Genomic DNA, 25,950 nt, shown 5'->3' on the forward strand with positions numbered 1-25,950 from the left:
ACTCGTCGGCTCAGAGGTTGCCCCCGGCCGCGGGCGGTGCGGTGGAGTCGCCGGCCTCGGCGCCGCCCAGTTCGCGTTCGACAAAGTTCTCCACGTCGAACAGGTTGCCGCGGGCGCGTTCGGTGATGGTCTTGAGCGTCGTCATCGTCGCGACCTCCTCGACCTGCTCCTTGAGGAACCACTGCATGAACTGCTCACCGAGATAGTCGCCGCAGTCGCGTGCCGACCGCGCGAGCTCGACGACCTGCTCGGTGACGGCCTTCTCCTGCGCGAGCGCGAGTTCGATCGGCGCCTGGTGGTCGGCGAAATCGTTGCGCGGACCACCGACCCCGGGGATCTCCACGGCGATGTCGCGGTCGAGGAAGTACTGCACGATCATCATCGCGTGATTGCGTTCCTCGACGGCCTGCCGATAGAAGTGCCCGGCCATCTGGGGCATGTCGAGGCTGTCGTAGTAGATCGCGACGGCGATGTACTGCTGGGAGGCGGCGAACTCGTTGCCGATCTGCGCGTGCAGCAGTTTGTGGAAGACGGATTCGTCGGTGATGTCGGGCATGTCTCCATGGTAAGAGGCACGCACGACATCCGCCGGGCTCAGTCTCGGCTAACTGAGTTGAGCCTCACCATATTTCGGGCGCCGGGCAGCCGGGCTCAGCCGACCACACCCCCCGAATCCGACAGCAGATCGTCGGGCACCGCGGTGCCGGCACGGATGTGGGCGAAGAACTCCTCGGTGTTGTCGCCCACGGCCAGCGAGTCCCCGTCGTCGGTGTACACGTTTCCTGCGTTGGGTACGGTCGTGGTGATCGGGTTGCCGCTCAACGCGAATGCGAGCCCGGCGAGATTCCAGATGTGATCGCCCGAGTCCACGGTCAGCGCGTCGACCGACCCGTTGGCGAACGGGATCGCGCGGAACGGGTTGGCGAGGACCGACGCGCTCGTCGCCTTGTCCATCAGGGCACTGAGGATCTTGCGCTGGTTCACCACACGCGCGAGGTCTGCGTTCGGAAAGGCCCGCGTGCGGACCAGACCCAGCGTCTGCTGCCCGTTGAGTTTCTGACACCCAGCGCGCAGGTTCAGACCGGCCTTGGGATCGTTGACCGGTTGATCGAGGCAGATCGTGATCCCGCCGACGGCGTCGACGACCTCGGCGAAACCGCCGAAGCCGATCTCGGCGTAGTGGTCGATGTGCACGTCACTGAGCTGTTCGACGGTCTGGACGAGCAGCTGCGGGCCGCCCAGGCTGTAGGCGGCGTTGATCTTGTGCGACCCCTGCCCGGGGATCGGGACATAGAGATCACGGGGGATGCTGATGAGCATCGCCGACCCGCTCGGCGGTTTGTGCACCAGCATGATGGTGTCGGTGCGCGACCCCTCGCTGTCGCCGGTGGACAGTTCGGCACGTTGCTCCTCGGACAGGTCGGCGCGGGAGTCGGTGCCGACGACGAGCCAGTTCGTCCCCGGGGTGTCCGCCGGTCGTCCCGCATAGGCGACGAGCGCGTCGGTGCGATGCAGTTGGCCGTCGTAGTAGAACACCAGCCCGATCGACCCGACGACGAACAGCAGCAACACCACCAGCAGGATGCGTCCGATCCGCAGCTTGCGGCGCCGTCTGGGCCTCGTCGGCGGCTGTGTTTGTGGAGGGGGCGGGGGTGGCGTCGTGGTTCGGGGGGTCGACCGCCCACGCGGTGGGGCGCCGCCCGCCCCACGGTCGCGGGGCGGGTCATCGCGACGCGTCGGAGGGGGCGGGGACGGACGGGGCGGGGATTGACGGGGCGGCGGAGCGGCCGCGGTGTTCGACCATGCCTTCGGCGGCTGATAGCCCGGATTCGGACGACGATCCCGCAGGTGCGCGGTGGCCTCGGGCGGGGGAGGCGTCGGCGCAGGTCGCCGCGGTCCGGCGCGCCGGGTCGGATCGTCGGCGCCGGGTGGTGGCGTTGGTGGGGGTGGCGGCGGGGGTCGCCGCCGGGCAGGGTCCACCCGGCGAGTCGGGTCGCCCGGGCCCGGAGCGGGTCCCGGGGGGACACCGCGCCGGTGCATCATCGGCGGCTCGGGCTCATGCATCTCATCCAATGTACGCATGACAGGTGCGCAAATGACCGCTCCGAGTGTGGCCACCTGCCGCACTGCGTTCCGCGGAACGCGGTGCGGTGTGTTCCGTGAGACCGGGCGAGCGTACGCGACCAGCGCCGAATGTGACATTGTTTGTTGACATATATCGGCACCCGTCCTAGTGTCGTAGGCCACAGACAGTCGAAGCTCGGAGGTCTCCGATGAGCGTGACATCCACGAAGAACGACGGCGGCCGCGCAGCGATCGCCCAGCGGCTGATCACGGGTTCGGTGAAACGGTCGTACGCGCCCGTCGTCGACCTCGACTGGGACCGGGCCCCGGAACCGGACCGCTACTTCCTGCCGCCGCGGGTGTTGACCCTGGTCGGCACCGACATCTGGGACCGGATGTCGCCCGAGCAGCGGATCGAACTCTCGCGACAGGAGATGGCGAACATCCTGTCCGTCGGGATCTGGTTCGAGAACCTGCTGAACCGGACGCTGCTGGCCCGGCTGATGCGTGCCGATCCGGCCGCGGCGACGACACACTACACCCTGACCGAGGTGGGCGACGAGTGTCGGCACATGGTCATGTTCGGCCGCGCGATCGAATGGTCCGGCGCCCGGCCCTTCCGAATGCACTGGTACGACCGTGCCACTGCGGCGATGCTCCCGTTCCTGTTGCGCCGCAGCGTGTTATGGGTCGAGGCCCTCGTGGGTGAGGAGATCTTCGACGCCCTGCAGCGCGAGATGCTCGACGATCCGGCACTGCAGCCCCTGATCGCGCGACTCATGCAGGTGCATGTGGCCGAGGAGGCCCGGCACATCGCGTTCGCCCGCGACGGCATCATGCGGCGCAAGGTGTTTCGGGGTCGATGGGAGAGGTTCGTCGCGGCCAACGGGCACGCTCTCGACGGCATGCTGATGCGCCGGCTCTTCACCAATCCGGAGATGTACCGTCGCGCCGGACTCGACGGCCGCGCGGCCGCACGTACCGCACGGGCCAATCCGCATTTCCGGGATGCGCAGGTCCGCGGATTCGCCTCGCTCGCCGCCTTCCTCGAGGAGGCCGGGCTGATGAGCCGACTGTCCCGGCGAGGCTGGCGCAAGGCCGGGTTCCTCCCGTGACCGCCGCGGTCGCGGTGATCGGCACGGGGCCCGGTGCTGCTGCGCTGCGGGAACGGATAACACGCTCGCCGCTGGCGATCCGGATCGTCGGTGCGCCGGAGGGGGCCGCGCTGGTGATTCGGGAGGGACCGCCCGCACCCCGAAGCTATCTGGGACTTGCCGATGCCGCGCGGCCCGACGAGTTCGTTCTGCACGATGCGCGTGCCGTCGGGTATCTCGCGGATCTGATCGAGCACTTCGTGGTGTCGGCGGCCACGTCGGTGGCGGTGCGCCGCCCGATCCAGGCGGAGTGGGCGCGGATCGGGTCGGACCGTCGGCAACGCAGGCGATTGCGGCACTTCCGGGAGAGTGACTACGACTGGGTCGGACCGGAGTCGATCGAGGAGGGCGTCTTCTCCGGCGAGGGTGTGCTCACCGGCGACGATGCGCCGTTGCGGGTGCGGCTGCGTCTCCTCGGGCATGTCGATCCGCTCGACGGTCACTATCACTGGGGTGGAACCGCTTTCGGCCCGCAGGTGCGCGACTGGAAACAGCGCCGGATCTCGTGGGTCGAGGTATCGATCGACGGCCGCGAACCCGTGCCGGCACGGCTCACCGAGATCACTCCCCTCGGCGACGTGCGCATCGTCGGGGAGGGGGCACCGCCGTACGCGCTCGAGCCCCTGCTGGTCTGAGGCTCAGCCGACCCAACTCAGGTGATCGTGCAGCAACGCGTAGCCGACGAAGGCGACGATGTCCATCACCGCGTGGGCGACGACCAGCGGCCACAGCCGCGAGGTCACCTGGTAGTAGCGGCCGAAGACCAGCCCCATCACGAGGTTGCCGACACCGGCGCCGACACCCTGATAGAGGTGATAGCCGCCCCGCAGCGCGGCGGATGCGGCCAGCGAACCGTTCTCCGACGCACCGAGTTGCCGCAGCCGCGTGACGAAGTAGGCGACCACGACGATCTCCTCGGCGGCGGCGTTGCCGACCGCGATCAGGATGAGAATCGGCCAGCGCCACCACGCACCGTCGGCCTCGGCGGGGACCAGATGCGCGTTCAGGCCGAACGCGCGGGCCACCGCGACCAGCGCCAGCCCGGGCAGCCCGATGAGCGCCGCCAGGCCGAGCCCGGCGGGGACGTCGCGTCGGGGCACCCAGCGACCCAATCCGACGCGGCCCAGTCCGATCCCGCTGCGCCACAACAGGTAGATGCCGAGAGCGCCGATCGCCAGCAGCCGCATGGCGCTCATCAGCTGCCGGGTGAAATCGATCCACCCCACATCGGAGCGGCTCGGGTTGAGCGCGACCGTCGAGTTGCCGATGCCGCCGGTCAGCTGCGCCTCGATCAGTGACAAGACCGCGGCGAGCGCGGAAAAGGCGAAGGTCAGCACCCCGACGATGACGAGTTCGACGACGATCGCGCGGCGCTCGGTCGGGTCGGTGACCACCTCGATCCCCTCCGGCCGGGACGGGCGTAGGAGGGTGTGCAGGCGGCCGTTCATGACCGACAGCCTACGAGGCGCGCGGACCCCGGTCGGGCAGGCTGTTGAGGAACGGGCACCCGGCCAGGCTGCGCAGGGCGTGCGACAGCTCGGACACGTCGGTCACCGGCCGGGGAAAGGACAGTCGTACGTCGGAATCGCCGGCCGGCCCCTCGATGCGGAAACGGATGCCGAAGCGGTCGAGGCCCAGCGGGCGGATGCGCCCGGCGTGCAGATGCCCGGGGATGCGGCGGGCGAGTCGGCCGACGGTGTCGCCGTGCTCGGCGTCGAGGTGCGCGATCCAGTCGCCCTCGTAGGGCCAGAACGGATCGGGGAGGGCGTCGGCCAGCTCTGTCACCGACACCGCCGAGGCACCCGACGACGTCGCGATGACCGCGGAGTCGAGCGCCAGACGCAGCATCGACGATCCGTGCCCGAGGTCGAGCAACCCGTCGTCGGGATGCTCGGTGGCGATCTCGATCGCCAGCGCGCGCTCGAGGGTCGCCGGCACGGCATGCAGGCGACCGGACAGCCAGATCAGCGACCGGACCCGTTCGCGCAGGTCGATCGGTGCGCAGTCGGTGACCTCGACCATCGCGGACAGCCCGTCGGAGCATTCGCCGGCGAGCACCGTCGCGACGCCGTCGGTCGGGACCAGCAGGAAGGCCTCGGACTCGAACAGATGCACGACGCCGACCGGCGTCGTCTCGGTACCGTCGACGGCCAGTGTCGCGGCGCGGACGCGTCGGCAGGCGGTCTGGATGATCTCCGCGTCCGTGGGGCGGTCGGTGATTGCGCGGGTCATGCGGCCTCGCTCTCTGCTCGGGACGATCCATAAACATGGGAAATAAAGGTAACCCTAACCTAATTTCGGAGCGTATGTCCGGACCGTGTCCTGCGTCAACGATTCGTTCATCGGATCGCCTGCCGAGGACGGCCGAGGGGGACAGTCGTCTCGACTAGGATTTGTTCGTGACTGTGTTCGCGTATTTCGGCCCGTCGGGGACCTTCACGGAGATGGCGCTCGACAAGATGTTGGCGTCGTGGCTCGGCGGAGATCGATTGCCCGTCGACGGGGACGTGCACAAGGTCGCGGCGAACAGTCCGGCGGCGACGATCGCGATGGTGCGCTCGGGGGCGGCCGACTACGGCTGCGTGCCCGTCGAGAGTTCGGTGGAGGGTTCGGTGCCCGCGACCGCCGACGCCCTGGCGCCGCCGGGTGACGGAACCGACGGACGGGTTCAGGTCTTCGGTGAGGTGACGCTCGACATCGCGTTCACCATCGCGGCGCGTGCGCCGATCCCGGCAGGCGAGGTCCGGACCGTCGCAGCGTATCCGGTGGCCGCCGCGCAGGTGCGGGAGTCGGTCGAGAAACTCTACCCCGGCGCCTCGTTCCAGACCGCGTCGTCGAATGCGGCGGCCGCGCAGGATGTTGTCGCCGGGCGCGCGGACGTCGCGGTCACGACGGCCCTCGCGGTGCAACTCGCCGGACTCGTCGTCGTGGCCGACGGGGTGGCCGATGTCGAGGAGGCCGCCACCCGTTTCCTGCTCGTCGGGCCGCCCGCGCCGCCGCTGCCGCGGACCGGCGCGGACCGGACCTCGGTGATCCTCGATCTGCCCAACGTGCCGGGCAGCCTGATGTCGGCGATGAACGAATTCGCCTCCCGTGGTATCGATCTGACTCGAATCGAGTCCCGACCGCGGCGGGGGATGCCGGGGTCGTACCGGTTCTATCTCGACGCGGTCGGGCATCTCGACGACGACGCCGTCGGCGAGGCGTTGCGTGCGCTGCACCGTCGCTGCGAACGTGTCGTGTTCCTGGGTTCCTGGCCGGCCGCACGGTCCTCCGGGGCGGTGCCGCCCGATACCTCGGCGAGCAGATCCTGGTTCGAGGCCCTGAAGCGGGGCGAGGGCTGATGGCGCGGCTGCACCTCGTCCGGCACGGTGAGACGACGTCTAATGTCATGCGCCGCCTCGATACCGCCCTGCCCGGTGCGGCCCTCACCGATTTCGGTGTGCGCCAGGGTGTTCGGTTCGCCCTGGAAAACCCGCCGTCGCAACCGATGGTGCTGCTGAGCTCGGTGGCGCTGCGGGCTCAGCAGACCGCCGAATTGATGGCGTCGGTGTGGGGTGTGGAAACCGTTGCCACCGAAGGCATTCATGAGGTCCAGGTCGGAGAGCTCGAGGACCGGTTCGACGACGACGCGCACGGCGTGTTCAAAGACATCATCGACCGGTGGCATCGCGGGGAACTCGACGCGCGCATCCCCGGCGGGGAGTCCCTCGCCATGGTCTACGACCGTTACCTACCCGTCGTCGACGACCTCATGCGGCGGTACCTGATCGGACCCGATCAGCGGGACGTCTACGTGGTCAGCCACGGGGCGGCGATCCGGCTGATCGCCGCGCGGCTCAGTGGCATCGACCAATCCTTCGCGGCCAGTACACATCTCCGCAACACCGGCAGCATCGAACTCGAGTACTCCGACGGGACGTGGACCTGCCATCGCTGGGGTGCGGTCACCGGCCCGTTCGGACCGCGGATCGACGAACCGTTGGTCTCCGACCCCATGGGCTGATCCGGCTCGTCCCCGCACGTCAGTTCGTCCCCCGGAATTCGGGTCGTCCGACCTCTGCAGCCGGGGGAGGACCCGAGACGTGGGGGAAGAACCGACAACCGGGCCGGCGCGACCGGGCCGGGCGGGTCAGCCCCAGCCGTTGGCGTGCAGCCAGGCGTCACTGATGCCGAAGTGGTGGGCGATCTCGTGGATCACCGTGACCGCCACCTCGTGGACCACCTGGTCGCGGGTGTGGCACATACCCAGGATCGGCTCGCGATAGATGGTGATGGTGTCCGGGAGATAACCGCCGTACTCGTGGTCGCGCATGGTCAGCGCGATACCGCTGTAGAGGCCGAGGATCGACGGTTCCTCCTCGTTGTGCGGCTCGACGAGGATGACCACATTCGACATGTTATCGGTGAGCTCGGAGGGGATGGTGTCGAGTGCGTCGGACACCAGACCGTCGAACTCGTCATCGGACATGCGTACTGCCATTACATCACCCGGCCGGGGCGGGGACTTCGGCCGGATTCGGTGCGATACCCGGAGGCAGTGGCACCGGCGTCGGCAGCGCGCGCCCCGGCGGGGCCGCGGGCGGGGGGACGGGCAGCTTGCCGTTGATGAGCAGCGTGGAGCGTGCGTCGCCGACGAGGGTGGCGAAACCGCCACCATCGGGCAGGCCGAGATAGCACACGACGGTACGGCTGCCGGCCAGCCAGCTCGGTTCCGACAACACCGACCACTGGACGTTGAGCGTCGTGGCGTCGAGTTTCTCCTTGCCGCCCATGAAGCGTTGCGCCTGCACCGGGCAGATGGACTTCAGGTAGTCGTTCTGCGCGGCGACCGCCGGCCACGGCTGGCCCGACGCCCGGTCACCGAACTTGTGACTGAGATCGACCGTGCCGGTGGTCTGGAAGGCGTGCGGCTCGGTGCAGTTGACGGCGAACCCGGTCGGCTTCTTCGTCGCGGGGTCGATACCGATGCAGGTGCCGGCCGACCAGTGGAACGACTGGTCCTGGTCGGCGACCCGTCCGACGACCTGGTCGGGCGAACCGTCCGGACCGGTCTGCTGCAGGCCGCACCGCAGTTCGCGGGCGCCCTTGTCCCACTGCACCTGCGACGGGTACATCATGCCGATCGAGAACCGGCCCTGCGGGTCGAGGCCGCCGGTGAGGTAGCCCTCGACGATGACCGGGCACTGTTCGTCGCGGATGGCGGTGAAGCGCTCCGCACCCGGCCAGGTGGCGGATTCGCCGAACTCGGAGCCGGGGAGCAGCCCGGTGTCGAGCGGTCCGGCGACCTCGAACCGGTGCTGTGCGGTGCAGGCGACCTTGGTGGGATTGCCCGGATCGCCGGCCGCCCAGTCCAGGCAGTCGCCGGTCACCGACTGGGTGAAGGCGTTCTCGGCGAGTCTCTCGTTCTCGCCGATCTCGGTGGTGCCGACGCTGCCACTGTCGTTGAAGACGCCGGTGGCCAGGGCGATCGCCCCGGCCACGATCGCGCCGATGACCACGGCGGACAGCACCAGGCGCATCGGATGGGCGAGCAGGGACTGCCGCCAGCCGCCGCCGTCGGTGGGGTAGGGCTGTTCGGCGGCCGCGTCGTCGGTCGTCGGGAGTGCCTCGTCGACTTCCCTGACCGGCGCGATCCGGGCGGTGTCGTCGTCAGCAGAGGTGTCCGTCTCACGGGTGTCGATCTCGCCGGTGTCGTTTTGACCGGTGTCGTGTTCACCCGTGGCGTCGGACTCCACCGCGTCGGTGTCGGTTCCGGCGTCGTGAGCCGTGTCGTCGGCGGCGGAGTCGCGGGTCTCGCCGCCGTCCTCGTCGGTACCTGCTTCATCCACCGGCGGGGCGGCGTCGTCGGGCAGGTCCACCCAGTCGCCGTCGTCCCGCGTGGTGTCGTCGTCGTTCATCGGGATCCATCATGCCTGCTCCCGCGCGGGAGCAACGCCACGATGTCCGTCGCACCCGCCGGCCCGGCGCCCCGAACGCACAACCCGAGCGGACGTGATCGGCTCCGATGCCCTCCAGTAGGGTTTCAACCGTGATCGACCTGAAGATTCTTCGTGATAACCCCGACCTCGTGCGGACCTCGCAGCGGACCCGTGGTGAGGATCCGGGCATGGTCGACGCCCTGCTCGACGCCGACGCTGCACGCCGCGCCGCCATCGTCGAGGCCGATGCCTTGCGTTCGGAACAGAAGGCACTCGGCAAGCAGGTCGGTCAGGCGCAGGGCGACGAGAAGACCGCGCTGCTCGCCAAGGGCAAGGAACTCGCCGAACAGGTGAAGGCCGCGGTCGCGCGTCAGGGGGCGGCCGACGAGGCGGCGGCGACCGCGCACCGGGCGATCGGCAACATCGTCGAGGACGGGGCTCCGGCCGGCGGTGAGTCCGATTTCGTGGTGCTCGAGCACGTCGGCGAGCCGCGGTCCATCGAGAACCCGAAAGACCACCTCGAACTGGGCGAATTGCTGGGCCTGATCGATATGGAACGCGGCGCGAAGGTCTCGGGCTCGCGTTTCTACTTTCTCACCGGTCCGGGCGCGATGCTGCAGCTCGGTCTGCTCACCATGGCGGCGCAGAAGGCGGTGGCCAACGGCTTCACCCTGATGGTCCCGCCGGTGCTGGTCCGTCCGGAGATCATGAGCGGCACCGGGTTCCTCGGCGCGCATTCCGACGAGATCTACCACCTCGAGGAGGACGACCTCTACCTCGTGGGCACCTCCGAGGTGCCGTTGGCCGGGTATCACTCCGACGAGATCCTCGACCTCTCCTCCGGCCCGCTGCGCTACGCCGGTTGGTCGAGCTGCTTCCGGCGCGAGGCCGGCAGCTACGGCAAGGACACCCGCGGCATCATCCGCGTCCACCAGTTCGACAAGGTCGAGGGCTTCATCTACTGCAAGCCCGAGGACGCCCACACCGAACACCAGAAGCTGCTCGCCTGGGAGAAGGAGATGCTGGCCGCCATCGACGTGCCGTATCGGGTCATCGATGTCGCCGGCGGTGACCTCGGGTCGTCGGCGGCCCGCAAGTTCGACTGCGAGGCGTGGGTGCCGACACAGAACACCTACCGGGAGCTGACCTCGACGTCGAACTGCACGACCTTCCAGGCGCGTCGCCTGTCCATCCGGTACCGCGACGAGTCGGGCAAGCCGCAGGTCGCGGCGACGCTCAACGGCACCCTGGCCACCACGCGGTGGCTCGTGGCCATCCTCGAGAACCACCAGCAGCCCGACGGCTCGGTGAAGCTGCCGCCGGAACTCGCCCGGTTCGTCGGTACCGAAGTCCTCGAGCCGAAGTAATCCGGCGCCGGCGATGACCGTGACGCGATGACCGCAATGACGATGACCGGAACCCGATGACCACCGGCATCGTCATCGCCGTGATCGGCTCGTTCGCCTTCGCCGCGGCCGCGGTGTTGCAGGCCCTCGGCGCCGATCAGGTCGCGCAGCGTGCCGCGACCCGCGACGAGCGTCGCCGGTCGCGCCGCGCGCATCCGTCGCTGCGCTCGACGATCGCGACGATGCTCACCCGCGCCTTCCTGATCGGCTTCGCCTTCGACATCGTCGGGTTCGTCGCAACCATTCTCTCGGCGCGGCTGATCCCGCTGTTCCTGTCGCAGACCATCATCTCCGCACGCCTGGTCGCGACCGCACTGCTCGCGATGGTCGTGCTGCACGTGCGGCTGGCCGTGCGCGACTGGATCGCCGGTACGGTCGTCGTCGCCTCGCTGGTGTTGCTCGCCGTGTCCGCCGGCCACGAGGGCACCGTGAACGACTGGTGGATGCACTGGGCGGTGCTGGTGGCCGGGCCGGCGCTCTTCGCGCTCGGCATCGTCGTCATGCGGCGCATACGCCGGCACCTCGCGGCCGCGACGGGTTTGATCGCCGGCACCGTCTTCGGTGTCATGGCCGTGGCATCGAGAATCCTCGACGGCCTCGACCCCGTCGACCTCGGATCACTGTTCACCGATCCCGCGCTGTACGCGCTGCTGTTCAGCGGGATCGGCGGGTTCTACCTGTTCACCGTCGCGCTGCAGACGGGTTCGGTCAACGGCGCCGCCGCCGCGCTGGTCGTCGGGCAGACGGTGCTTCCCGGTGCGGTGGGGATCATCTTCCTCGGCGACGTGACCCGCGCCGGCTGGGGCCCGGTGGCCATCGTCGCGTTCGTGGCGGCCGTCGTCGGCGGGGTCGTGCTCGCGTCGTCGGGGGCGGTCACCGCGGTGGAGAGCGCGGACGCGACCAACATGCCGACCGGTTTCGGCCATTCCCCGCACGAATCGAGTCCCTGACTCCGGCCGGTGGCGGATCGTATGAAGGTGGCACCGTTTCGCGGAGCCGACTTCATACGATTTCAGGATCTGGTCGGAAGGAGACACACCATGGCTGTCATGAGGGGACCGCGACAGCAACGCATGCTCGGCGCCGACGCCGTGGGCGACTACTTGCTCGGCCTGCCGTTGCTGATCGCTCCTCGCCGCTGTGCCCAGCTGCTGGCACTGCCGGATGCCGGCTCAACCTTCTATCCGAGGGTGCTCGGTGGCGTGCTCGCCGGGACCGCCACCGCGTCGGTCATCGAGCGAGTGCGGAAGGTCGACAGCTCGGCGGGACTCGGTGTCGCCGGGGCGGCTGCCGTCAACACACTCGGCGGGGGTGCCGTCGCGTTCTGGCTCACCACGCCCGAGGCGGCGGGGCTTCCGCGGCGGGGCCGAGCCCTCCTCTGGGGCATCGCTTCCGGAGTCCTCGCGCTCGGGGCCGTCGAGGCCTGGGCCCTGCGACGGTAGTACGGGATTGGTCATCGGGCTCGTCGCGGCTGTCTTCGCGGCACTCGCCTACGGCACCGCGTCGGTCCTGCAGGCCCACGGGGCGCGGAGCGTGGCCGATAGCCACGGCCCCGACGACCGCGCAGCATCACATCCACCGCCGATGCGATCAACGCTGACCGCGATGGTGACGGTGCCCTTCCTGGCCGGCGTGGTGCTCGACGGCTGCGGTTTCGTCGGCAACCTCGTCGCGGCCCGGCTGCTCCCGTTGTTCCTCGCACAGCCGATCGTCAGTGCCAACCTCGTGGTGACCGCCGTGCTGGCGTCGCTGTTTCTGCACGTGCGTTTGCGTGTGCGCGATCGGGTGGCGATCGGGGTGGTGGTCGTCTCGCTGGTGATCCTCTCCGTCGCGTCGGCGACGGAGGGGCACGGCCACGACGGCGTCTGGCTGCACTGGACGGTGCTGGTGCTCGGGGTGGCCCTGATCGTCGGCGGGCTGGGACTGCTCCAGATGACGGGGGCGCACATCGCGGTGATCGCGGGTCTCCTCGCGGGCGTCGACTTCGGTGTCATGGCCGTCGCGGTGCGGATCGTGCATGGTCTGGACCCGATGTCACTGTCCTCGATGCTCGCCGACCCCGCGTGCTACGCCATCGTCGTGTGCGGCGTCGGCGGGTTCTACCTGTTCACCGTCGCGCTGCAGACCGGCTCGGTGAACGGCGCGGCGGCCGCACTGATCGTGGGGGAGACGGTCGTCCCCGGTGCCGTCGGAATCGCACTGCTCGGGGACGTCACGCGGACCGGATGGGGACCCATCGCGTTGATCGCGTTCGTCGCGGCCGTCGGCGGCGCCGCGACGGTGGCGACGTCACCCGAGGTCCCGCGGGGCTGAGTGGAGGGCTTGATCGTGGCACCGGAGCGGTGCGTACGAATCCGCTGCCGCTCCGGTGACCTCGACCCACCTGCCTCCTCCCCTCCAGGAGACAGATGTGTGAGAACCATCAGTTCCACATCGACTGCGAACTTAGCAGTGCTACGGACATGTGTCAATGCGCGTTGTCGAGTAGTCGAGGAAGTCTTCGACGCCGCCGTCAGGGCTAGTCCCGAATGCCGCACACCCGGAGAATGGTTGATTTGAGTTCGGCGTAGCTGGTCTCGAATTGTCGGCGAACATTACCGCGGTCAACGGCTGGTAGACCACCCCATCGACTCAGCTTGCTCACTCCTATCCCTCACTCGCCTGCCGAACCGCATGCCCCGCCGTCGATCATCGGTGTGGCGCCCGCCGATGCTCATTCAGCGGTGGGAGCGTCGCTCCAGCCGGGCGTTGAGGTAGGTAACGAGGATCGTCACACCGGACAGCAGGTACCCCACCGTGAAGAGCTTGGCCGCGTCACTGGTCGGCGTGAGGTCACCGAACCCCACGGTGGTCAGTGCGACCGTGCTGAAGTAGAGCGAGTCCACCCAACTCCACTTCTCCAGAATGTGGTAGACGACGGTGCCCGCCACGAGCAGCGCGATCGCGGCGATCTGGAGGCGGTAGTAGGCGTGAGGCTGGGGCGACCGGGACGGATCGGGGGTGGTCGGCTGGGGCATGGAACCTCCGGTGGCGGTGTGGGACGAGTTAGGAGACGGGTGCCTGGTGCGCCCCCAGTCTTGCGTGCGGAGAGCCGACGGGCGAGTGTCTGCGCCACGGCGGCGGCGACCAGGCCGCCACCGACGACGATAGGCACCGCGCAGACCGCAACCCACCGCCAGTTCGAGAGGTCCGGACCGGGGCCGGAGAACGTGACCAGCAGCGCAGTCACCGACGTCGTCGCGCCGAGTGTCGACACGGAACCGGACACCGCCGCCACCAGGGGCGATAGGACCACACCCGGCAGCAGCCGCACCGTCAGGTCCCACCTCAACGCCGCCGCAAAGGGGGTCGAGGACTACCGAATTTCAGGACCCTTAGCGCGAATCCCAGCCCGGTCATCGAATGCCCGTCTCCCGCCCCTCGAAATCCGGGCCGGGGCCGTCCTGAGAGCGCGGGGCCGAGGACTCACCGCGCGCCGGCCTCTGACGTCTCCGGCCCATCGCAGTTCGTCAGGGTCCATGGACCCTAGCCTGTGCACGCGATCAGTGACACCGTGTTTATGTATCGGTCGCCACTGGGAGGTGCACCGACGTGAACGCTCAGAGTTCCACCGCGGCGGCTGTCCACGGACTGAGTCGGGCCGAGCGGTACGCGGCAGGCGCCGCACTCCGCCACGGGGTTCCCCTCGAACAGCATGCCGAGGTACCACGCGAAGCCGATCGGCCGGACCCGGTGGAACTGCTGGTGCAGCAGGACGCGGCACGCCTGTCCGAACTCGTCCCGATCCGGCACGGGCGGATGAGCGCCTCACCCTTCACGTTCTACCGCGGCTCGGCGGCGGTGATGGCCTCTGACCTCTCGCGGGTGCCTAACTCCGGTCTGCGGGTTCAGTTGTGTGGCGATGCCCACGTGTCGAACTTCGGGTTGTTCAACGGCCCGGATCGGCGTTTGGTGTTCGACCTCAACGACTTCGACGAGACACTCCCCGGTCCGTTCGAGTGGGACCTCAAGCGCCTCGCGTGCAGCGTGACTGTCGCCGGGCGCAACAACGGACTCAAGCAGGCCAAAATCAGGTCAGCCACACGGTCGGCGGTGTCCGGGTACCGCTCGGTGCTCGCCGAACTCGCCCACCAGGACCCACTGTCGATCCACTACTACCGCATCGAGATGGACGCGATCATCGAGGCGACGCCCGAGAAGTACCTGAGACAGGTCGACAAGGCACAGCGCAAAGCGCTCGGTCGCACCAGTCTGCGAGCGTTTGACAAGCTGACCGCCACGATCAACGGCAAGCGGCGGATCGTCGACGACCCTCCGCGGGTGTTCCACCTCGACGTAGCCAGCGACGAGAAGAAACAAGTCGAGGCGTTCTTCCACGCCTACCTGTCCACCTTGCCGCTCAACCGGCGACACCTGCTGGAGAGATACCACCTGATCGACCTCGCGGTCAAGGTCGTCGGCGTCGGGAGCGTGGGCACACGCTGCCTCATCATCCTGCTGGAAACCGGCGACGGAGAGCCACTATTCCTTCAGTTCAAGGAGGCGACCACGTCCGTGCTCGAGCCCTACCTCGGGCCCAGCCAGTTCGCCCAGGCCGGCGAACGCGTCGTTCAGGGACAGCGACTCATGCAGGCAACCGGCGACGTCTTCCTCGGGTGGGCGCGGTTCACCTCCCCGCAGCAAGACCATCGCGTCGACTTCTACTTCCGCCAGTTGTGGGATGGCAAGGGCTCTTTGGTCGTGGAGGAGATGGGCGCGAGGCTCCTCGCCGGGTACGCCCGCATGTGCGGCGCGACGTTGGCGTTGGCCCACGCCCGCAGCGGCGACGCCGCGTCGATCCAGGGCTACCTCGGCGACGACGACATCTTCGACGATGCCGTCGCCGATTTCGCCTCGGCCTACGCCGACATCACCGAACGAGACCACGCCGCACACCTGGCCGCGATCGCGGCAGATCGAGTCCATGCCGTCAGCGATGTGTGACCGACGCGGCAGGACCCGCCCGATCACAAACAACTCGTGCAAGGCGACGACGTCGGCCATGTCTGCAACTCCAGTCGCCAGAACTCGATCGGGGTACCTCCGTGCCGCTCCACTGATGGGTCGAACCCGGAAAACCACACGGCAGGAACAGCCGACTTACGATCGTGGCGGGTACCAGCAACCACTTCATACTGCATCAGATGAATCCCTACTCGCGCTCGGGCAGGCCACCGCTCCCACTGTCGTCTTCGCCTGTCGCTGAAGAAGTCCGATACCGGGATCGGCGATCGAACGTCGATGGTCTACTCGGGAACAATCGTGGCCAGCGGCACGGCCGTCGGCGTCGTGACGGCGACCGAAACCACCACCGAGATCGGCCGGAGGCCAAGGCCCCATCACGGTGGCCGCGCTGGCGGACCTCGCGGCGCTGCCGGAGGCGCCGACGGTGGAGACGCCGAGCCTCAAGCATCTGCTGGTTCCCCTGGTACATGACGCCCGCGTGCCCTAGTCCGGACTCGACCGCCCGGCGGCGAGCGCGAGGATGATGCGCAGCAGCATGTCGACGACGACGTCGCGATCGGGCCGGGGATCGCTCGAGGTCCACAGGTGTCCGGCCGCGGTCAGCGCCCCGATGAACGCGGACGCCTCGTAGTCGAAACCGAACTCCGAGGACGACAGGCCGGTGAACTCGGCCGCCGCGGCCGAGAAGAACGCGGTCCACTCCGCGCGGGTGTTGATGCGGTGCTGTTCGACACGCGCGCTGACCCCGCCGACCTCGACGAAGGCGATGCGCATCCGTCGCGGATCGACCGCCACGGAGTCGAAGAACGCAGCGATGGCCGGCCGGGTTCGGTCTTCGATGCCGGCGGTGCCGTCGACCTCGGTGAACGCGCGCAGCACCGCGTCGCGGGCCTCCGCATGGATCCGGTCGTAGACCGCGATCAGCAGGTCTTCGCGACCGCCGAACAGTTCGTAGAACTGTCGGCGGGACAGGCCCGCCTCGGCGCAGATCGCCGAGACGGTACCGCCGGCGTAACCCCGGGTGCCGAACACCTCGAGTGCGGCGTCCATGAACCGGTGGTGCCGGTCGGCTTGGCGGTCCTCGATCGACAGGCCGCGGTAAACACGTTGTGACACAGGAGCTTCCGGTCCTGTCGTTCAGGATCCGAGCTGCTTGGCGCGCAGCTCGTGCCCCCTGGAGGTCAGGCACCGTCCGGTCGGCAGGTCCCATTGCCAACCGTGCAGGTTACAGGTCAGCTTCTCTCCCTCGATCACGCCGAACTTGGAGAGGTCTGCCTTCAGGTGCGGGCATCGCCGCTGCAGTTCCCAGCCGTCCTTGTTGATCGAGGCCGAGTCGTCGTGGGCCTCGGCGAACCAGCCGTCGGCATAGGCGATCCGCTCGTCGGTCAGGCACTTGAAAAACGTGTACAGGTACTCGTTGTAGCCGCCGATGCGCCACGTGGTGAACCGGGTGGACAGGAAAATCGTGTTCACCCAGTCGGGCTCGTCGTCGCGCAAAACGGTGCGCACCAGCTCGGGTGCGATCCGGAATCCGTAGCGGTACTTGCCCTCTCCCTCCTTCGGCTCGCGCACGATGCGGTTGGGGAAGTCGAGTACCACCGTCTGGTCGCCCAGGACCAGTCCGACCGGGTAGCCGATGCCGTCGCAGATCAGATCCGACTGCGCCATGATCGGCTCGAACAGTTGCTTGAGCGGTTCGAGGAGCGGCTCGCCGTCGTCGACCGCCCAGGTCGCCTTCTGCGCGGCGATGACCGGCGCGAACTTCTCCTTCATCCGTTCGAGGTAGGCGCGCTTGTGCTCGCCGAAGACCTGCTCGGGCGGATACGGGTGGGAGACCTCGTTGAGGGTCGAGCCGGTGAAATCGGCCACCGATCCCGACACCATCATCAACCCGCGATGCCGCTCGCCGTCGTCGGTGCCATGGATCGTCATCTGCTCCAGGAAGGTCTCCTGGTCGGGGAAGATCGAGGTCACCTCGCCCGGCACCGGATGCGAGCCGTCGTCGATCCCGGAGCCGAAGTCGTTGAGCGCGAACAGGTCCTCGTCGAGGAACATCGGGGGACCCGCCGACGGCACGACCCAGGTCGCGCCCACCTGCTCGATGTAGGAGCGGGCCCGGTCCATGCCGCGCTGCCGTTTCTGCGCGGCGAAGTTCGCCTTCGACTTGCGCGGGATGTCGTAGACCATCGGGTACCAGATTGCGCCCGAGTACTGCAGCAGGTGCACGTCGACGTGCCCGAAGGCCTCGGAGATGACGTCGAGGTCGATGGGCCGCGCGTCGTTCATGTTGAACACGGTCGTCTCGCCGTCGGAGACGACGAGGCCGCTGTCGCCGATCGGGCCGTCGGCCGGGGCGCGCAGCGCGATGATCATCACGTCCAGCGAGCCCTTGTCGCCGGTGATCGTGGTCTTCACCGAGTCCGTGGTCTCGACGAACTTGCGGAAGCCGAGCTTCTCGAGTTCGCCCTGCAGGTCGGGCACCGGGTAGTCGGGCAGCAGGACGGTGGCGTCCTTGTTGACGTTGTCGCGCAGATTCTGCTCGTCGAAGTGGTCTCGGTGCAGATGCGACACGTAGAGGTAGTCGCAGTCACCGAGTGCCTTCCAATCCAGTTCCGAATTGTCCGGGAACGGCACCCACGAGGAGAAGTAGGCGGGATTCACCCAGGGATCGCAGAGGATGGAACCGGCGCTGGTCTGGATGTGAAAGCCGGCATGTCCGATGCTGGTGATCTGCACGTGGGGCCTTTCGTGGGCGTGCGCGCGCTGCGCGGGTGGAGCACTCGGCATACCAATCTATCGACCCGATGTCGGACGCGTCGTGTGCCGTTGGTCCATTGACGCGACGGAGTGGGTCCACAGCTGTCACCGGCCGGTCCCAGATCGGTCACGTCAGTTGTGAGATGCCTCCTGCGCCGGGCGTGAGAATGCCTCCAGCAGGGTGGGAACGAGGAGGCGTTCCAGCAGCTTGGGGCCTGTGGCGGTGCGCTCCACGTAGGCCTGCGCGCCTGCGCCCTCGCGTACCGCGATCGCCATCCGGGCCAGGAGCACGGCGTCGATGACCGGTTCCCTGCCTGTTGCCGCGAGGAGCTCGGCGAAGACGGTGGCCAGCTCGTCGCGCAGCCGCGCGTCGTACGCCGCCAGTGTTTCGGCGGCCCGGGGCTCGCGGATGGCGTAGAGGGTGAACTCGGTGGTCACCAGGTACCACCTGCGTTCCTCCTCGTCATCGGCTCGCGAGTTCACGGCCTCGATGAACCGGGCGAGGGGATGCTGGTCTGCCATCGCCAGGGCGAGCGCGTCGCGCAGGCGGGTGAGGATCAGATCGGTGTGCTCCTCGAAAAGCGCGTAGAAGAGTTCGTCCTTGCTGCCGAAGTTGGAATAGAACGCGCCGCGCGTGAAGCCCGCCCGTTCACAGATGTCCTCGATGCTCGCACCGTAGTAGCCGCGTTCGGCGAACGCGTCCATGGCGCTGTCGAGGAGCCGCCGACGGGTGATGGACCGCTTCTCGGTGGGGCCTTTCGGCACGATGAATCCTTCCGTCTGGTTGACAAACCGTTGTGGGTTAGCTCACCATAATCCGCATCGGATACAGATCTGTATCTGATGTCGACGACACCATGGCGTCGACGCAAGTGTAATAGCGGTCGATATCCGTTACCGACTGCCGTCTGATATTTCATCCACACCTCGATCAAATACATGTCTGTATCCAAACATCTCTGTATCCACAAGGGGAAGAACATGACCACCGCACCGATCGCCCCCGAGGTCCTTGATCTCATCCGCTCCGCCGTCGGCCCCATCCCCGACGACTTCGATCTGCCCCTGCCCCCGATGAACCTCACGGTCTCCGAGGAGCGTGAGCGCCGCAAGCGTGAGCTCGTCGCGGCCTTCCGGATCTTCGGCAAGTTCGGATTCTCCGAGGGTGTCGCCGGCCACATCACGGCGCGCGACCCGGAGTTCCCCGACACCTTCTGGGTGAACCCGTTCGCCATGAGCTTCAATCAGATCAAGGTCTCCGACCTGATCCGCGTCGACCACGACGGCAACCTCCTCGACGGCCGCCGGCCGGTCAACCGGGCCGCCTTCTGCATCCACGCGGAGGTGCACCGTGCGCGGCCGGACGCCGTCGCCGCGGCGCATGCCCACTCCCTCAACGGCAAGGCGTTCGCCGGCTTCGGTATCCCGCTGCCGGCGATCACCCAGGACGCCTGCGCGTTCTACGAGGACCAGGGGCTCTACACCGACTTCCGCGGCATCGTGTCCGACAAGGAGGAGGGCCAGCGGATCGCCGCTGCCATCGGCAGCAACAAGGCCGTCATCCTCAAGAACCACGGCCTCCTGACGGTCGGCCAGTCGGTCGCCGCCGCGGCCTGGTGGTTCATCACGATGGAGCGCTCCTGCGAGGCGCAGCTGCTGGCGATGGCGGCCGGCACCCCCGACGAGATCGACCACGAAACGGCCACGATGGTGCGCGGGCAGCTCGGCGGTGAGCTGGCCGGCTGGTTCCAGTTCCGCCCGCTCTGGGATCAGATCGTGGCGCAGTCGCCCGAGATGTTCGACTGATCCAACACCGGCGACTCCAACACCGGCGACTCCAACACCGGCGACGGTCGGCACCCGGCTCGGCCCGGGCGCACACCTTCCGACCGTAATCAGAGGTGGAAGCCGCGCATCTCCTGCATCCCCAGGAACATGTAGGCCATCGACAGGGCCATGTAGGCCATCGTGGCCCGGTCGAGCCATCCGGGCGCGACGTGGATGGCGCCCGGATCGGACTCGGTGTCCCCGTCGGGATTGCCGCACGCGGCCTCGTCGGGGGCGTCGATGACCGCCGTGCCGGTGCGGGTCTCGCTGACGGCCGCGTCGGCGAGCGTGTCGGTGACGGCTGTGCCGGTGCGGCCCGCGGCGACCGCTGTGCCGGCGTGGGTGTCGGTAATCGCCGTCGTGCCCGGGGTGATCTGGTAGCCGCGATAGGCATCGGTCAGCCAACCGAGCATCTCCAGCAGGAACCACACGGTCACCAGGGCGGTGATCAAGCCACTCCACGACCGCATCGGCAACCACATGTAGACCATCCCGGCCTGCTGCGCGAACAACAGGAACCACAGGATCGAGAAGCTGCGGCGCCGGATGAGCAGACTGATCAGGTAGATCAGCACGAGTGCGCTGGTCGCGACGAAAAACCACATCTGGGCGCGGGCCACGGTCGGCCCCCACGAGCTCGGCGGCCGATACGACATGTTCAGGTACATGTAAATCATCGAGGCGCTCATCGCGATATGACCGAGGTGGAACCACCGGTTTCCGTGACCGCGGATGACACACGGCAGGTGATGCAGGATCGCGCCGAGCAGCAGCACGGACGCGATGATGGTGAGCCAGCCGGGAAACCAGGGCCCGCCCTGGGTGAGGAAATTGTCTCCGCCGCCGGTGTGGGACTGGTGATCCATCGGCATCGCAAGGGTCATTGTCGCGCTGGTGAGCATTCCTAGGCTTTCGTCGATCGTCGCGGTGGCGCGGGAAGGCAATCCCGCAGGCACCCGGAGAGCGGTGATGTCCCCCGATTCAGTGGTCGGTGGCGATCACCGATCGGTTCCCGGAGCCTGGTTCGCCGGTGCGTGGGCCCGAAGGGGCGCGGCTAAGCTCGACCCATGGAACCCGTCTACTCCACCGTGATCACCGCCGCGCGCATGCTCTGGCTGGCCGAGGGACTCAAGTTCGAGATCTCGGGCGTGGAGAACGTGCCGCAGTCCGGCTCCGGGGTCATCGCGATCAACCACACCGGTTATCTCGACTTCACCTATGCCGGAATCCCGGCATACCTGCAGGGCAAACGCTATGTTCGCTTCATGGCCAAGAAGGAGGTCTTCGACTCCAAGGCCACCGGGCCGATCATGCGTTCACTCAAGCACATCCCGGTGGATCGGACCCAGGGTGCGGAGAGCTACCGCGCGGCCGTCGAGTACCTCAAGCGCGGCGAACTGGTGGGTGTGTACCCGGAGGCGACGATCAGTCGGAGCTTCGAACTGAAGGCGTTCAAGTCCGGTGCCGCGCGTATGGCGCTGGAGTCCGGCGCCCCGATCATCCCGACGGTCATCTGGGGCGCGCAGCGCGTGTGGACCAAGGGTCACCCCAAACGGCTCGGGCGCAGCGGCTACAAGATCAAGATCGGCGTCACCGAACCCATCGAACCGGTCGGTGACGCCGAGGCTCTGACCGCGAAGTTGCACGCGGTGATGAGCGAGAAGCTCCTCGAGCTGCAGGACGCCTACGGGCCGCATCCCACGGGCGAGTTCTGGGTGCCGGCCCGGCTCGGCGGCTCTGCGCCCACTCTCGAGGAGGCCAACCGCATGGATGCCGAGGAACAGGCCGCGCGCGCGGCGAAGCGGGCCGAACGCGAGGCCCGGGAGACAGACTGAGGAGCACCATGGAACCGGTTTACCGGACCCTGGAGATCATCGCGAAAGGCCTCACGAGGGCACAGGGAACCGACCTGCGATTCCGCGGTCTGCACAACATCCCACGCACCGGCGGGGCCGTCCTCACCGTCAATCACACCGGTTACGTAGATTTCCTGCCCGTCGCACTCGGCCTCTACCGGGTGGGTCGCCGGGCCCGGTTCATGATCAAGTCCGAGGTGATGGACGTGGCGATCATGCGGTTCCTGGTCAACCACACCAAGACGGTGCCCGTCGATCGATCCGCCGGCGCGGATGCGTACCGGGCGGCCGTCGCGGAACTGCGCGACGGGGAGATCGTGATCGTCTACCCGGAGACGACGATCAGCCGCAGCTTCGAACTCAAGGAATTCAAGACCGGTGCGGTCCGGATGGCGGCGGAGGCCACGGTGCCCATCGTGCCCGCGATCGTCTGGGGTGCACATCGGCAATGGACCAAGACCGCGACCGGGAAACGCGACATGGGCCGGAGCCACATCCCGGTCGCGGTGTGTTACGGGCGACCGATCACCGTCGGGGCCGACGTGCCCGCGGAGGAGGCCACCGCGCGGCTGCGGGAAACGATGCAGGACCTGCTGCACGGGGTGCAGGACGACTACGGTCCGCACCCGACGGGTGCGTTCTGGGTGCCGTCACGGCTGGGCGGAGGCGCACCGACGCCGGAGGAGGCGCGCGTGATCGAGGATGCGGAGGCCGCACAGAAGGCCCAGGCACGGGCCCGTCGGAAGGCGAACAGGTGACCCAGACCGACAGCGCACCCGGTACGCCGGGTGCGGCGGTGTTCGGTCCGCCGACGCTCATCGCGAGCGACGTGGACGGCACCCTCATCGATGATGCGAACCGGGTCAGCGCACGCACGATCGGCGTTCTGGCCGCAGCCGCCGACGCCGGCGTCGAGTTCGTCCTCGCGACCGGCCGGCCGCCGCGCTGGATCGCCGAGATCACCGACCAGTTCGACGGCACCCGTGCGTGCGTGCGCTATGCGGTGTGCGCGAACGGCGCGATTCTCTACGACGTCACGCACGACCGGATACTCGAGTCGGCGACCTTGGCGCCCGATCTGCTCGCCGACCTCGGCGAGATCGTCTACCACGCACTGCCCGGCGCTGGGATCGCCGCCGAACGCGTGGGGCGCTCGGCGCACGACGCCGCGACACCGCCCTTCGTCGCCACCGCCGGATATCGGCACGCCTGGCTCAACCCGGACCACATCGAGGTCGGCGACGACGAGGTGTTCTCCGAGCCGGCGGTGAAACTCCTTGTGCGCCAGCCCGAGCTGCCCAGCGGCGAGATGGCGCAGCGGCTTGCCGGGCCCGTCGGGGACCGGGCACAGATCACCTTCTCCACCGACAACGGCCTCATCGAGCTGTCGGTGCCCGACACCCACAAGGCGTCCGGGCTGCGGCGGCTCATCGCCGAGGCCGGTCTGAGTGGTAGTGCCACGATCGCCTTCGGCGACATGCCCAACGACGTCGAGATGCTGACCTGGGCGCACCACGGCGTCGCGATGGCCCACGGTCATCCGGCGGCGCTCGCCGCGGCCGACGAGGTCACCGTTGTCGACAACAACGCCGACGGGCTCGCGCGTGTGCTCGAGCGCTGGTTCGGCGCCGGCGAGTAGCGGCGCGCCGCAACCCCAACGGTTCTTCCCCCGGACTTCGGGGCGTCATCCATCTGCAGAGGGCGACCATCGAAGTGGCGGGGGAAGAACCGTTGGGATCAGGGGGCGGTTAGGCCCGGCTAGGCCGGGGGGGGGTTAGGCGCGGCCCTTGAGCATGAAGTTCCAGTAGAGGAACGGCAGACCGTAGCGCTTCACGTACCACATGTCACGACGCGGTTTCGTCACATCGATCAGTGGGAACGACGGGGTGTGGTTGAGGTCGTAGTCAAACTCGGCGAGCAGCATCGCCTTCGCTGATGTGGTCAGCGGGCACGATCCGTACCCGTCGTAGCGGGCGGTGAGTGGTCGGCCCTCCAGCGACGCCATCAGGTTCTCCACCAGCACCGGAGCCTGCTTGCGCACCGCCGCGCCGGTCTTGGAGTTCGGTGTCGAGCCGACGTCGCCGAGGGCGAAGATGTCCTCGAAACGGTTGTGCTGCAACGTGTATTTGTCGACGTCGACCCACCCGGCAGGATTGTCGGGATCGGAGATCTGGGACTTCTTGATCCAGTCCGGGGCCGACTGCGGCGGGACGACATGGAGCATGTCGTAGGACACGGTGTCGCGGGTCTTCGCTTCGTTGTCGGTGATCGTCAGCAATCGGTGATCGGGATCGACATCGGTGAGTTCGCTGTTGGTGCGGACCTCGATCCCGTAGTCCTTGACCACCTCGTCGAGCGCGTCGGCGAATGCCGGGATGCCGAACGTCCGCGGCGTCGGCAACACCAGGATGACGCGGATGTCGTCGAGAACACCCTGCTTGCGCCAGTAGTCGCAGGCGAGGTACGCGATCTTCTGCGGTGCGCCGGCACACTTGATCGGTCCCGCCGGCATGGTGAAGACGGCGGTGCCCGCCCGCATGTTCCGGATCAGCTCCCACGTCTTGGGAGCCATCTCCGGTGCGTAGTTGCTCGACGCGTGCGAGCTCGCGAGAGCCTCGCGCGTGCCAGGGATCGCGTCCCAGTCGATCTGGATGCCCGCGGCGACCACGAGGCGGTCATAGGTGACCGAGGAGCCGTCGTCGAGGCGGACCTCTTTGGCCACCGGGTCGATCTCCTCGGCCGCATGCCGGATCCATTCCGCGTTCTTCGGCATGACGTCGGCCTCGGGGCGGCCGGTGTCACCCATGTCCGCCTGTCCGCCGCCCACGAGGGTCCAGAGCGGTTGGTAGTAGTGCGTCACCGCCGGATCGATGACGGCCACCTTCTTGTGCTTGCGGCCGAGTCGTGCCGCAACGCTGATCCCGGCACTACCGCCGCCGATGATGACGATCTCGTGGTGTGTGGAGGGGGAGGGAATATTCATCGTTCCTCTTTCCTTGTCTCTGTCGTACAATGTACGTACATTGATTTTTCAAATGTCCGTATATTAACCTCCAGTGTGACACAGAACAAGACCTCAGGTGGGAAGTGATGGCAGCAACAGAGGGTGCCCCTCAGCGACAGCTGCGGCGGGTCGCGGGGAAATCGTTGTGGCAGCAGCTGCGCGAGGACCTGCTGCGCCGGGTGGCCGACGGTGAGTTCGTCGACGCCTTCCCCGGTGAATGGGAACTGCGCGCCGAATATGGCGTGAGTCGCCACACCGTGCGGGAAGCGCTGCGCGCACTGCGGGAAGAAGGGGTGGTCACCGCCGAGCGCGGTCGCCGGCCCCGAGTCGCCGGTCAGACCGAGATCACCCAGCCGCTGGGTGCGCTCTACAGCTTGTTCGAATCGGTCGAATCCCAGCACCTGGTCCAGCGCAGCATCGTGCGGCGACTCGACCGGCGCCAGGACGCCCACGCCGCGGTTCACCTGGGCCTGGAGGAATCAACCCCCCTGATCTACCTGGAGCGCCTGCGCCTGGCCGACGACCGGCCCCTGGCCCTCGACTGCACGTGGCTGCCGGCGTCGATCGCCGAACCGCTGCTCGACGTGGACTTCACCCACACCTCGCTCTATGAGGAACTGGCCACCCGTTGCGACGTACGGCTGACCGGTGGGCACGAGAACATCCGCGCGATCATCCCGACCACCGCGCACCGCCGGCTTCTCGACCTCGACCCGAACACCGCGGTCATGTGCGTCGAGCGCACCGGGCACCTCGACGGCAACCCCGTCGAGTGGCGCATCACCGCCATCCGCGGCGACCGATTCAGTGTCCTCGCCGACTTCTCGGCACGGACCGGATACACGACCCAGATCGCCGTGGCGACGACAAGCCCGGCGGCGTAGGAGCTATCGATGCAATCACTCACAACGAACCGGAGCACACGGTGATCGCCGTCGCGATCGCGCTCGGGTTGCT

Annotated in this window: 26 protein-coding genes; 14 read left to right on the forward strand and 12 right to left on the reverse strand. The window is 67.9% G+C overall.

Translation table 11 applies throughout. The annotated features are described in order from the left end of the window. Nucleotides 1-10: 10 nt before the first annotated feature. Nucleotides 11-556 (reverse strand): ferritin, encoded by a 546-nt coding sequence (locus tag GORHZ_RS20600; protein ID WP_006336433.1) that lies wholly within the window; start codon nt 554-556, stop codon nt 11-13. Between the two features lie 95 nt (nt 557-651). Beyond that, complete coding sequence (locus tag GORHZ_RS20605) at nt 652-1,572, reverse strand: LCP family protein (protein WP_245551479.1); 921 nt, start codon at nt 1,570-1,572, stop codon at nt 652-654. 701 nt (nt 1,573-2,273) lie between these two features. Here GORHZ_RS20605 and GORHZ_RS20610 point away from each other — a divergent pair. Then, entirely contained in the window at nt 2,274-3,179 is a 906-nt protein-coding gene (locus GORHZ_RS20610; RefSeq protein WP_006336436.1) for an AurF N-oxygenase family protein, read from the forward strand. Then, entirely contained in the window at nt 3,176-3,853 is a 678-nt protein-coding gene (locus GORHZ_RS20615; RefSeq protein ID WP_006336438.1) for a DUF4873 domain-containing protein, read from the forward strand. Before GORHZ_RS20610 ends, GORHZ_RS20615 begins: the two co-directional genes overlap by 4 nt. Nucleotides 3,854-3,856: 3 nt before the next feature. On the opposite strand, the gene GORHZ_RS20620 is transcribed toward GORHZ_RS20615, so the two are convergent. Together GORHZ_RS20620 and GORHZ_RS20625 are read right to left on the reverse strand one after the other, a co-directional pair. Next, nucleotides 3,857-4,666: a CPBP family intramembrane glutamic endopeptidase gene (locus tag GORHZ_RS20620; protein ID WP_006336446.1), complete on the reverse strand. Its 810-nt coding sequence runs from the start codon at nt 4,664-4,666 to the stop codon at nt 3,857-3,859. A 10-nt stretch (nt 4,667-4,676) separates the two neighbouring features. Further along, complete coding sequence (locus tag GORHZ_RS20625) at nt 4,677-5,450, reverse strand: DUF2470 domain-containing protein (protein WP_006336447.1); 774 nt, start codon at nt 5,448-5,450, stop codon at nt 4,677-4,679. Nucleotides 5,451-5,617: 167 nt separating this feature from the next. On the opposite strand from GORHZ_RS20625, the gene pheA reads away from it, so the two are divergent. Together pheA and GORHZ_RS20635 are read left to right on the forward strand one after the other, a co-directional pair. Next, nucleotides 5,618-6,562, forward strand: coding sequence for a prephenate dehydratase (gene pheA, locus GORHZ_RS20630; protein ID WP_006336448.1), 945 nt, complete (start codon nt 5,618-5,620; stop codon nt 6,560-6,562). Then, on the forward strand, nt 6,562-7,224 hold the full coding sequence (locus GORHZ_RS20635) for a histidine phosphatase family protein (RefSeq protein WP_006336449.1): 663 nt from the start codon (nt 6,562-6,564) through the stop codon (nt 7,222-7,224). The genes pheA and GORHZ_RS20635 overlap by 1 nt, the downstream gene beginning before the upstream one ends. A gap of 126 nt (nt 7,225-7,350) precedes the next feature. Here the strand turns inward: GORHZ_RS20635 and GORHZ_RS20640 are convergent, their stop codons facing one another. Further along, a complete protein-coding gene (locus GORHZ_RS20640) occupies nt 7,351-7,701 on the reverse strand; it encodes a metallopeptidase family protein (protein ID WP_006336450.1) in 351 nt (116 codons plus the stop codon). Between the two features lie 4 nt (nt 7,702-7,705). Next, nucleotides 7,706-9,118 carry a septum formation family protein gene (locus GORHZ_RS20645; RefSeq protein WP_006336451.1) on the reverse strand — a complete coding sequence of 471 codons (1,413 nt, stop codon included), beginning with the start codon at nt 9,116-9,118 and terminating at the stop codon, nt 7,706-7,708. Between the two features lie 131 nt (nt 9,119-9,249). Here GORHZ_RS20645 and serS point away from each other — a divergent pair, with 131 nt between their 5' ends. The 4 genes from serS to GORHZ_RS20665 all read left to right on the forward strand — a co-directional run bounded on the left by serS (nt 9,250) and on the right by GORHZ_RS20665 (nt 12,858). Beyond that, a complete protein-coding gene (gene serS / locus GORHZ_RS20650; RefSeq protein ID WP_006336452.1) occupies nt 9,250-10,506 on the forward strand; it encodes a serine--tRNA ligase in 1,257 nt (418 codons plus the stop codon). A gap of 56 nt (nt 10,507-10,562) precedes the next feature. Further along, nucleotides 10,563-11,495: a DMT family transporter gene (locus tag GORHZ_RS20655; RefSeq protein WP_006336453.1), complete on the forward strand. Its 933-nt coding sequence runs from the start codon at nt 10,563-10,565 to the stop codon at nt 11,493-11,495. Nucleotides 11,496-11,585: 90 nt separating this feature from the next. Then, a complete protein-coding gene (locus tag GORHZ_RS20660) occupies nt 11,586-11,987 on the forward strand; it encodes a hypothetical protein (RefSeq protein ID WP_006336454.1) in 402 nt (133 codons plus the stop codon). A gap of 7 nt (nt 11,988-11,994) precedes the next feature. Beyond that, nucleotides 11,995-12,858: a hypothetical protein gene (locus GORHZ_RS20665; RefSeq protein ID WP_006336455.1), complete on the forward strand. Its 864-nt coding sequence runs from the start codon at nt 11,995-11,997 to the stop codon at nt 12,856-12,858. A gap of 404 nt (nt 12,859-13,262) precedes the next feature. On the opposite strand, the gene GORHZ_RS29625 is transcribed toward GORHZ_RS20665, so the two are convergent. Continuing rightward, entirely contained in the window at nt 13,263-13,562 is a 300-nt protein-coding gene (locus tag GORHZ_RS29625) for a potassium channel family protein (protein WP_006336465.1), read from the reverse strand. Between the two features lie 574 nt (nt 13,563-14,136). Here GORHZ_RS29625 and GORHZ_RS20675 point away from each other — a divergent pair. Then, entirely contained in the window at nt 14,137-15,528 is a 1,392-nt protein-coding gene (locus GORHZ_RS20675; RefSeq protein ID WP_006336476.1) for a DUF2252 domain-containing protein, read from the forward strand. 504 nt (nt 15,529-16,032) lie between these two features. On the opposite strand, the gene GORHZ_RS20680 is transcribed toward GORHZ_RS20675, so the two are convergent. From GORHZ_RS20680 to GORHZ_RS20690, 3 genes are all read right to left on the reverse strand, one after another. Then, nucleotides 16,033-16,665 (reverse strand): TetR/AcrR family transcriptional regulator, encoded by a 633-nt coding sequence (locus GORHZ_RS20680; RefSeq protein ID WP_006336477.1) that lies wholly within the window; start codon nt 16,663-16,665, stop codon nt 16,033-16,035. Nucleotides 16,666-16,686: 21 nt separating this feature from the next. Further along, on the reverse strand, nt 16,687-18,285 hold the full coding sequence (locus tag GORHZ_RS20685; protein WP_006336486.1) for a Rieske 2Fe-2S domain-containing protein: 1,599 nt from the start codon (nt 18,283-18,285) through the stop codon (nt 16,687-16,689). Between the two features lie 153 nt (nt 18,286-18,438). After that, nucleotides 18,439-19,071 (reverse strand): TetR/AcrR family transcriptional regulator, encoded by a 633-nt coding sequence (locus GORHZ_RS20690; RefSeq protein ID WP_006336487.1) that lies wholly within the window; start codon nt 19,069-19,071, stop codon nt 18,439-18,441. A gap of 216 nt (nt 19,072-19,287) precedes the next feature. Between GORHZ_RS20690 and GORHZ_RS20695 the strand changes: the two genes are divergently transcribed. After that, nucleotides 19,288-20,112: a class II aldolase/adducin family protein gene (locus GORHZ_RS20695; RefSeq protein ID WP_006336488.1), complete on the forward strand. Its 825-nt coding sequence runs from the start codon at nt 19,288-19,290 to the stop codon at nt 20,110-20,112. 89 nt (nt 20,113-20,201) lie between these two features. On the opposite strand, the gene GORHZ_RS20700 is transcribed toward GORHZ_RS20695, so the two are convergent. Then, nucleotides 20,202-21,005, reverse strand: coding sequence for a DUF5134 domain-containing protein (locus GORHZ_RS20700; protein ID WP_169330685.1), 804 nt, complete (start codon nt 21,003-21,005; stop codon nt 20,202-20,204). 195 nt (nt 21,006-21,200) lie between these two features. On the opposite strand from GORHZ_RS20700, the gene GORHZ_RS20705 reads away from it, so the two are divergent. Genes GORHZ_RS20705 through GORHZ_RS20715 form a run of 3 tightly spaced genes read left to right on the forward strand, consistent with a single transcriptional unit; the run spans nt 21,201 to nt 23,628 of the window. After that, entirely contained in the window at nt 21,201-21,968 is a 768-nt protein-coding gene (locus GORHZ_RS20705; RefSeq protein ID WP_006336490.1) for a lysophospholipid acyltransferase family protein, read from the forward strand. A gap of 8 nt (nt 21,969-21,976) precedes the next feature. Beyond that, nucleotides 21,977-22,747 carry a lysophospholipid acyltransferase family protein gene (locus GORHZ_RS20710; RefSeq protein WP_006336491.1) on the forward strand — a complete coding sequence of 257 codons (771 nt, stop codon included), beginning with the start codon at nt 21,977-21,979 and terminating at the stop codon, nt 22,745-22,747. Then, nucleotides 22,744-23,628: an HAD family hydrolase gene (locus tag GORHZ_RS20715; protein ID WP_006336492.1), complete on the forward strand. Its 885-nt coding sequence runs from the start codon at nt 22,744-22,746 to the stop codon at nt 23,626-23,628. Before GORHZ_RS20710 ends, GORHZ_RS20715 begins: the two co-directional genes overlap by 4 nt. 135 nt (nt 23,629-23,763) lie before the next feature. Here the strand turns inward: GORHZ_RS20715 and GORHZ_RS20720 are convergent, their stop codons facing one another. Next, nucleotides 23,764-24,972 (reverse strand): NAD(P)/FAD-dependent oxidoreductase, encoded by a 1,209-nt coding sequence (locus GORHZ_RS20720; protein ID WP_006336493.1) that lies wholly within the window; start codon nt 24,970-24,972, stop codon nt 23,764-23,766. A 107-nt stretch (nt 24,973-25,079) separates the two neighbouring features. Between GORHZ_RS20720 and GORHZ_RS20725 the strand changes: the two genes are divergently transcribed. Continuing rightward, entirely contained in the window at nt 25,080-25,877 is a 798-nt protein-coding gene (locus GORHZ_RS20725; protein WP_006336495.1) for a GntR family transcriptional regulator, read from the forward strand. The last annotated feature ends 73 nt before the right edge of the window (nt 25,878-25,950 follow it).

It is taken from the genome of Gordonia rhizosphera NBRC 16068, assembly GCF_000298195.1.
Taxonomy (GTDB): Bacteria; Actinomycetota; Actinomycetes; order Mycobacteriales; family Mycobacteriaceae; genus Gordonia; species Gordonia rhizosphera.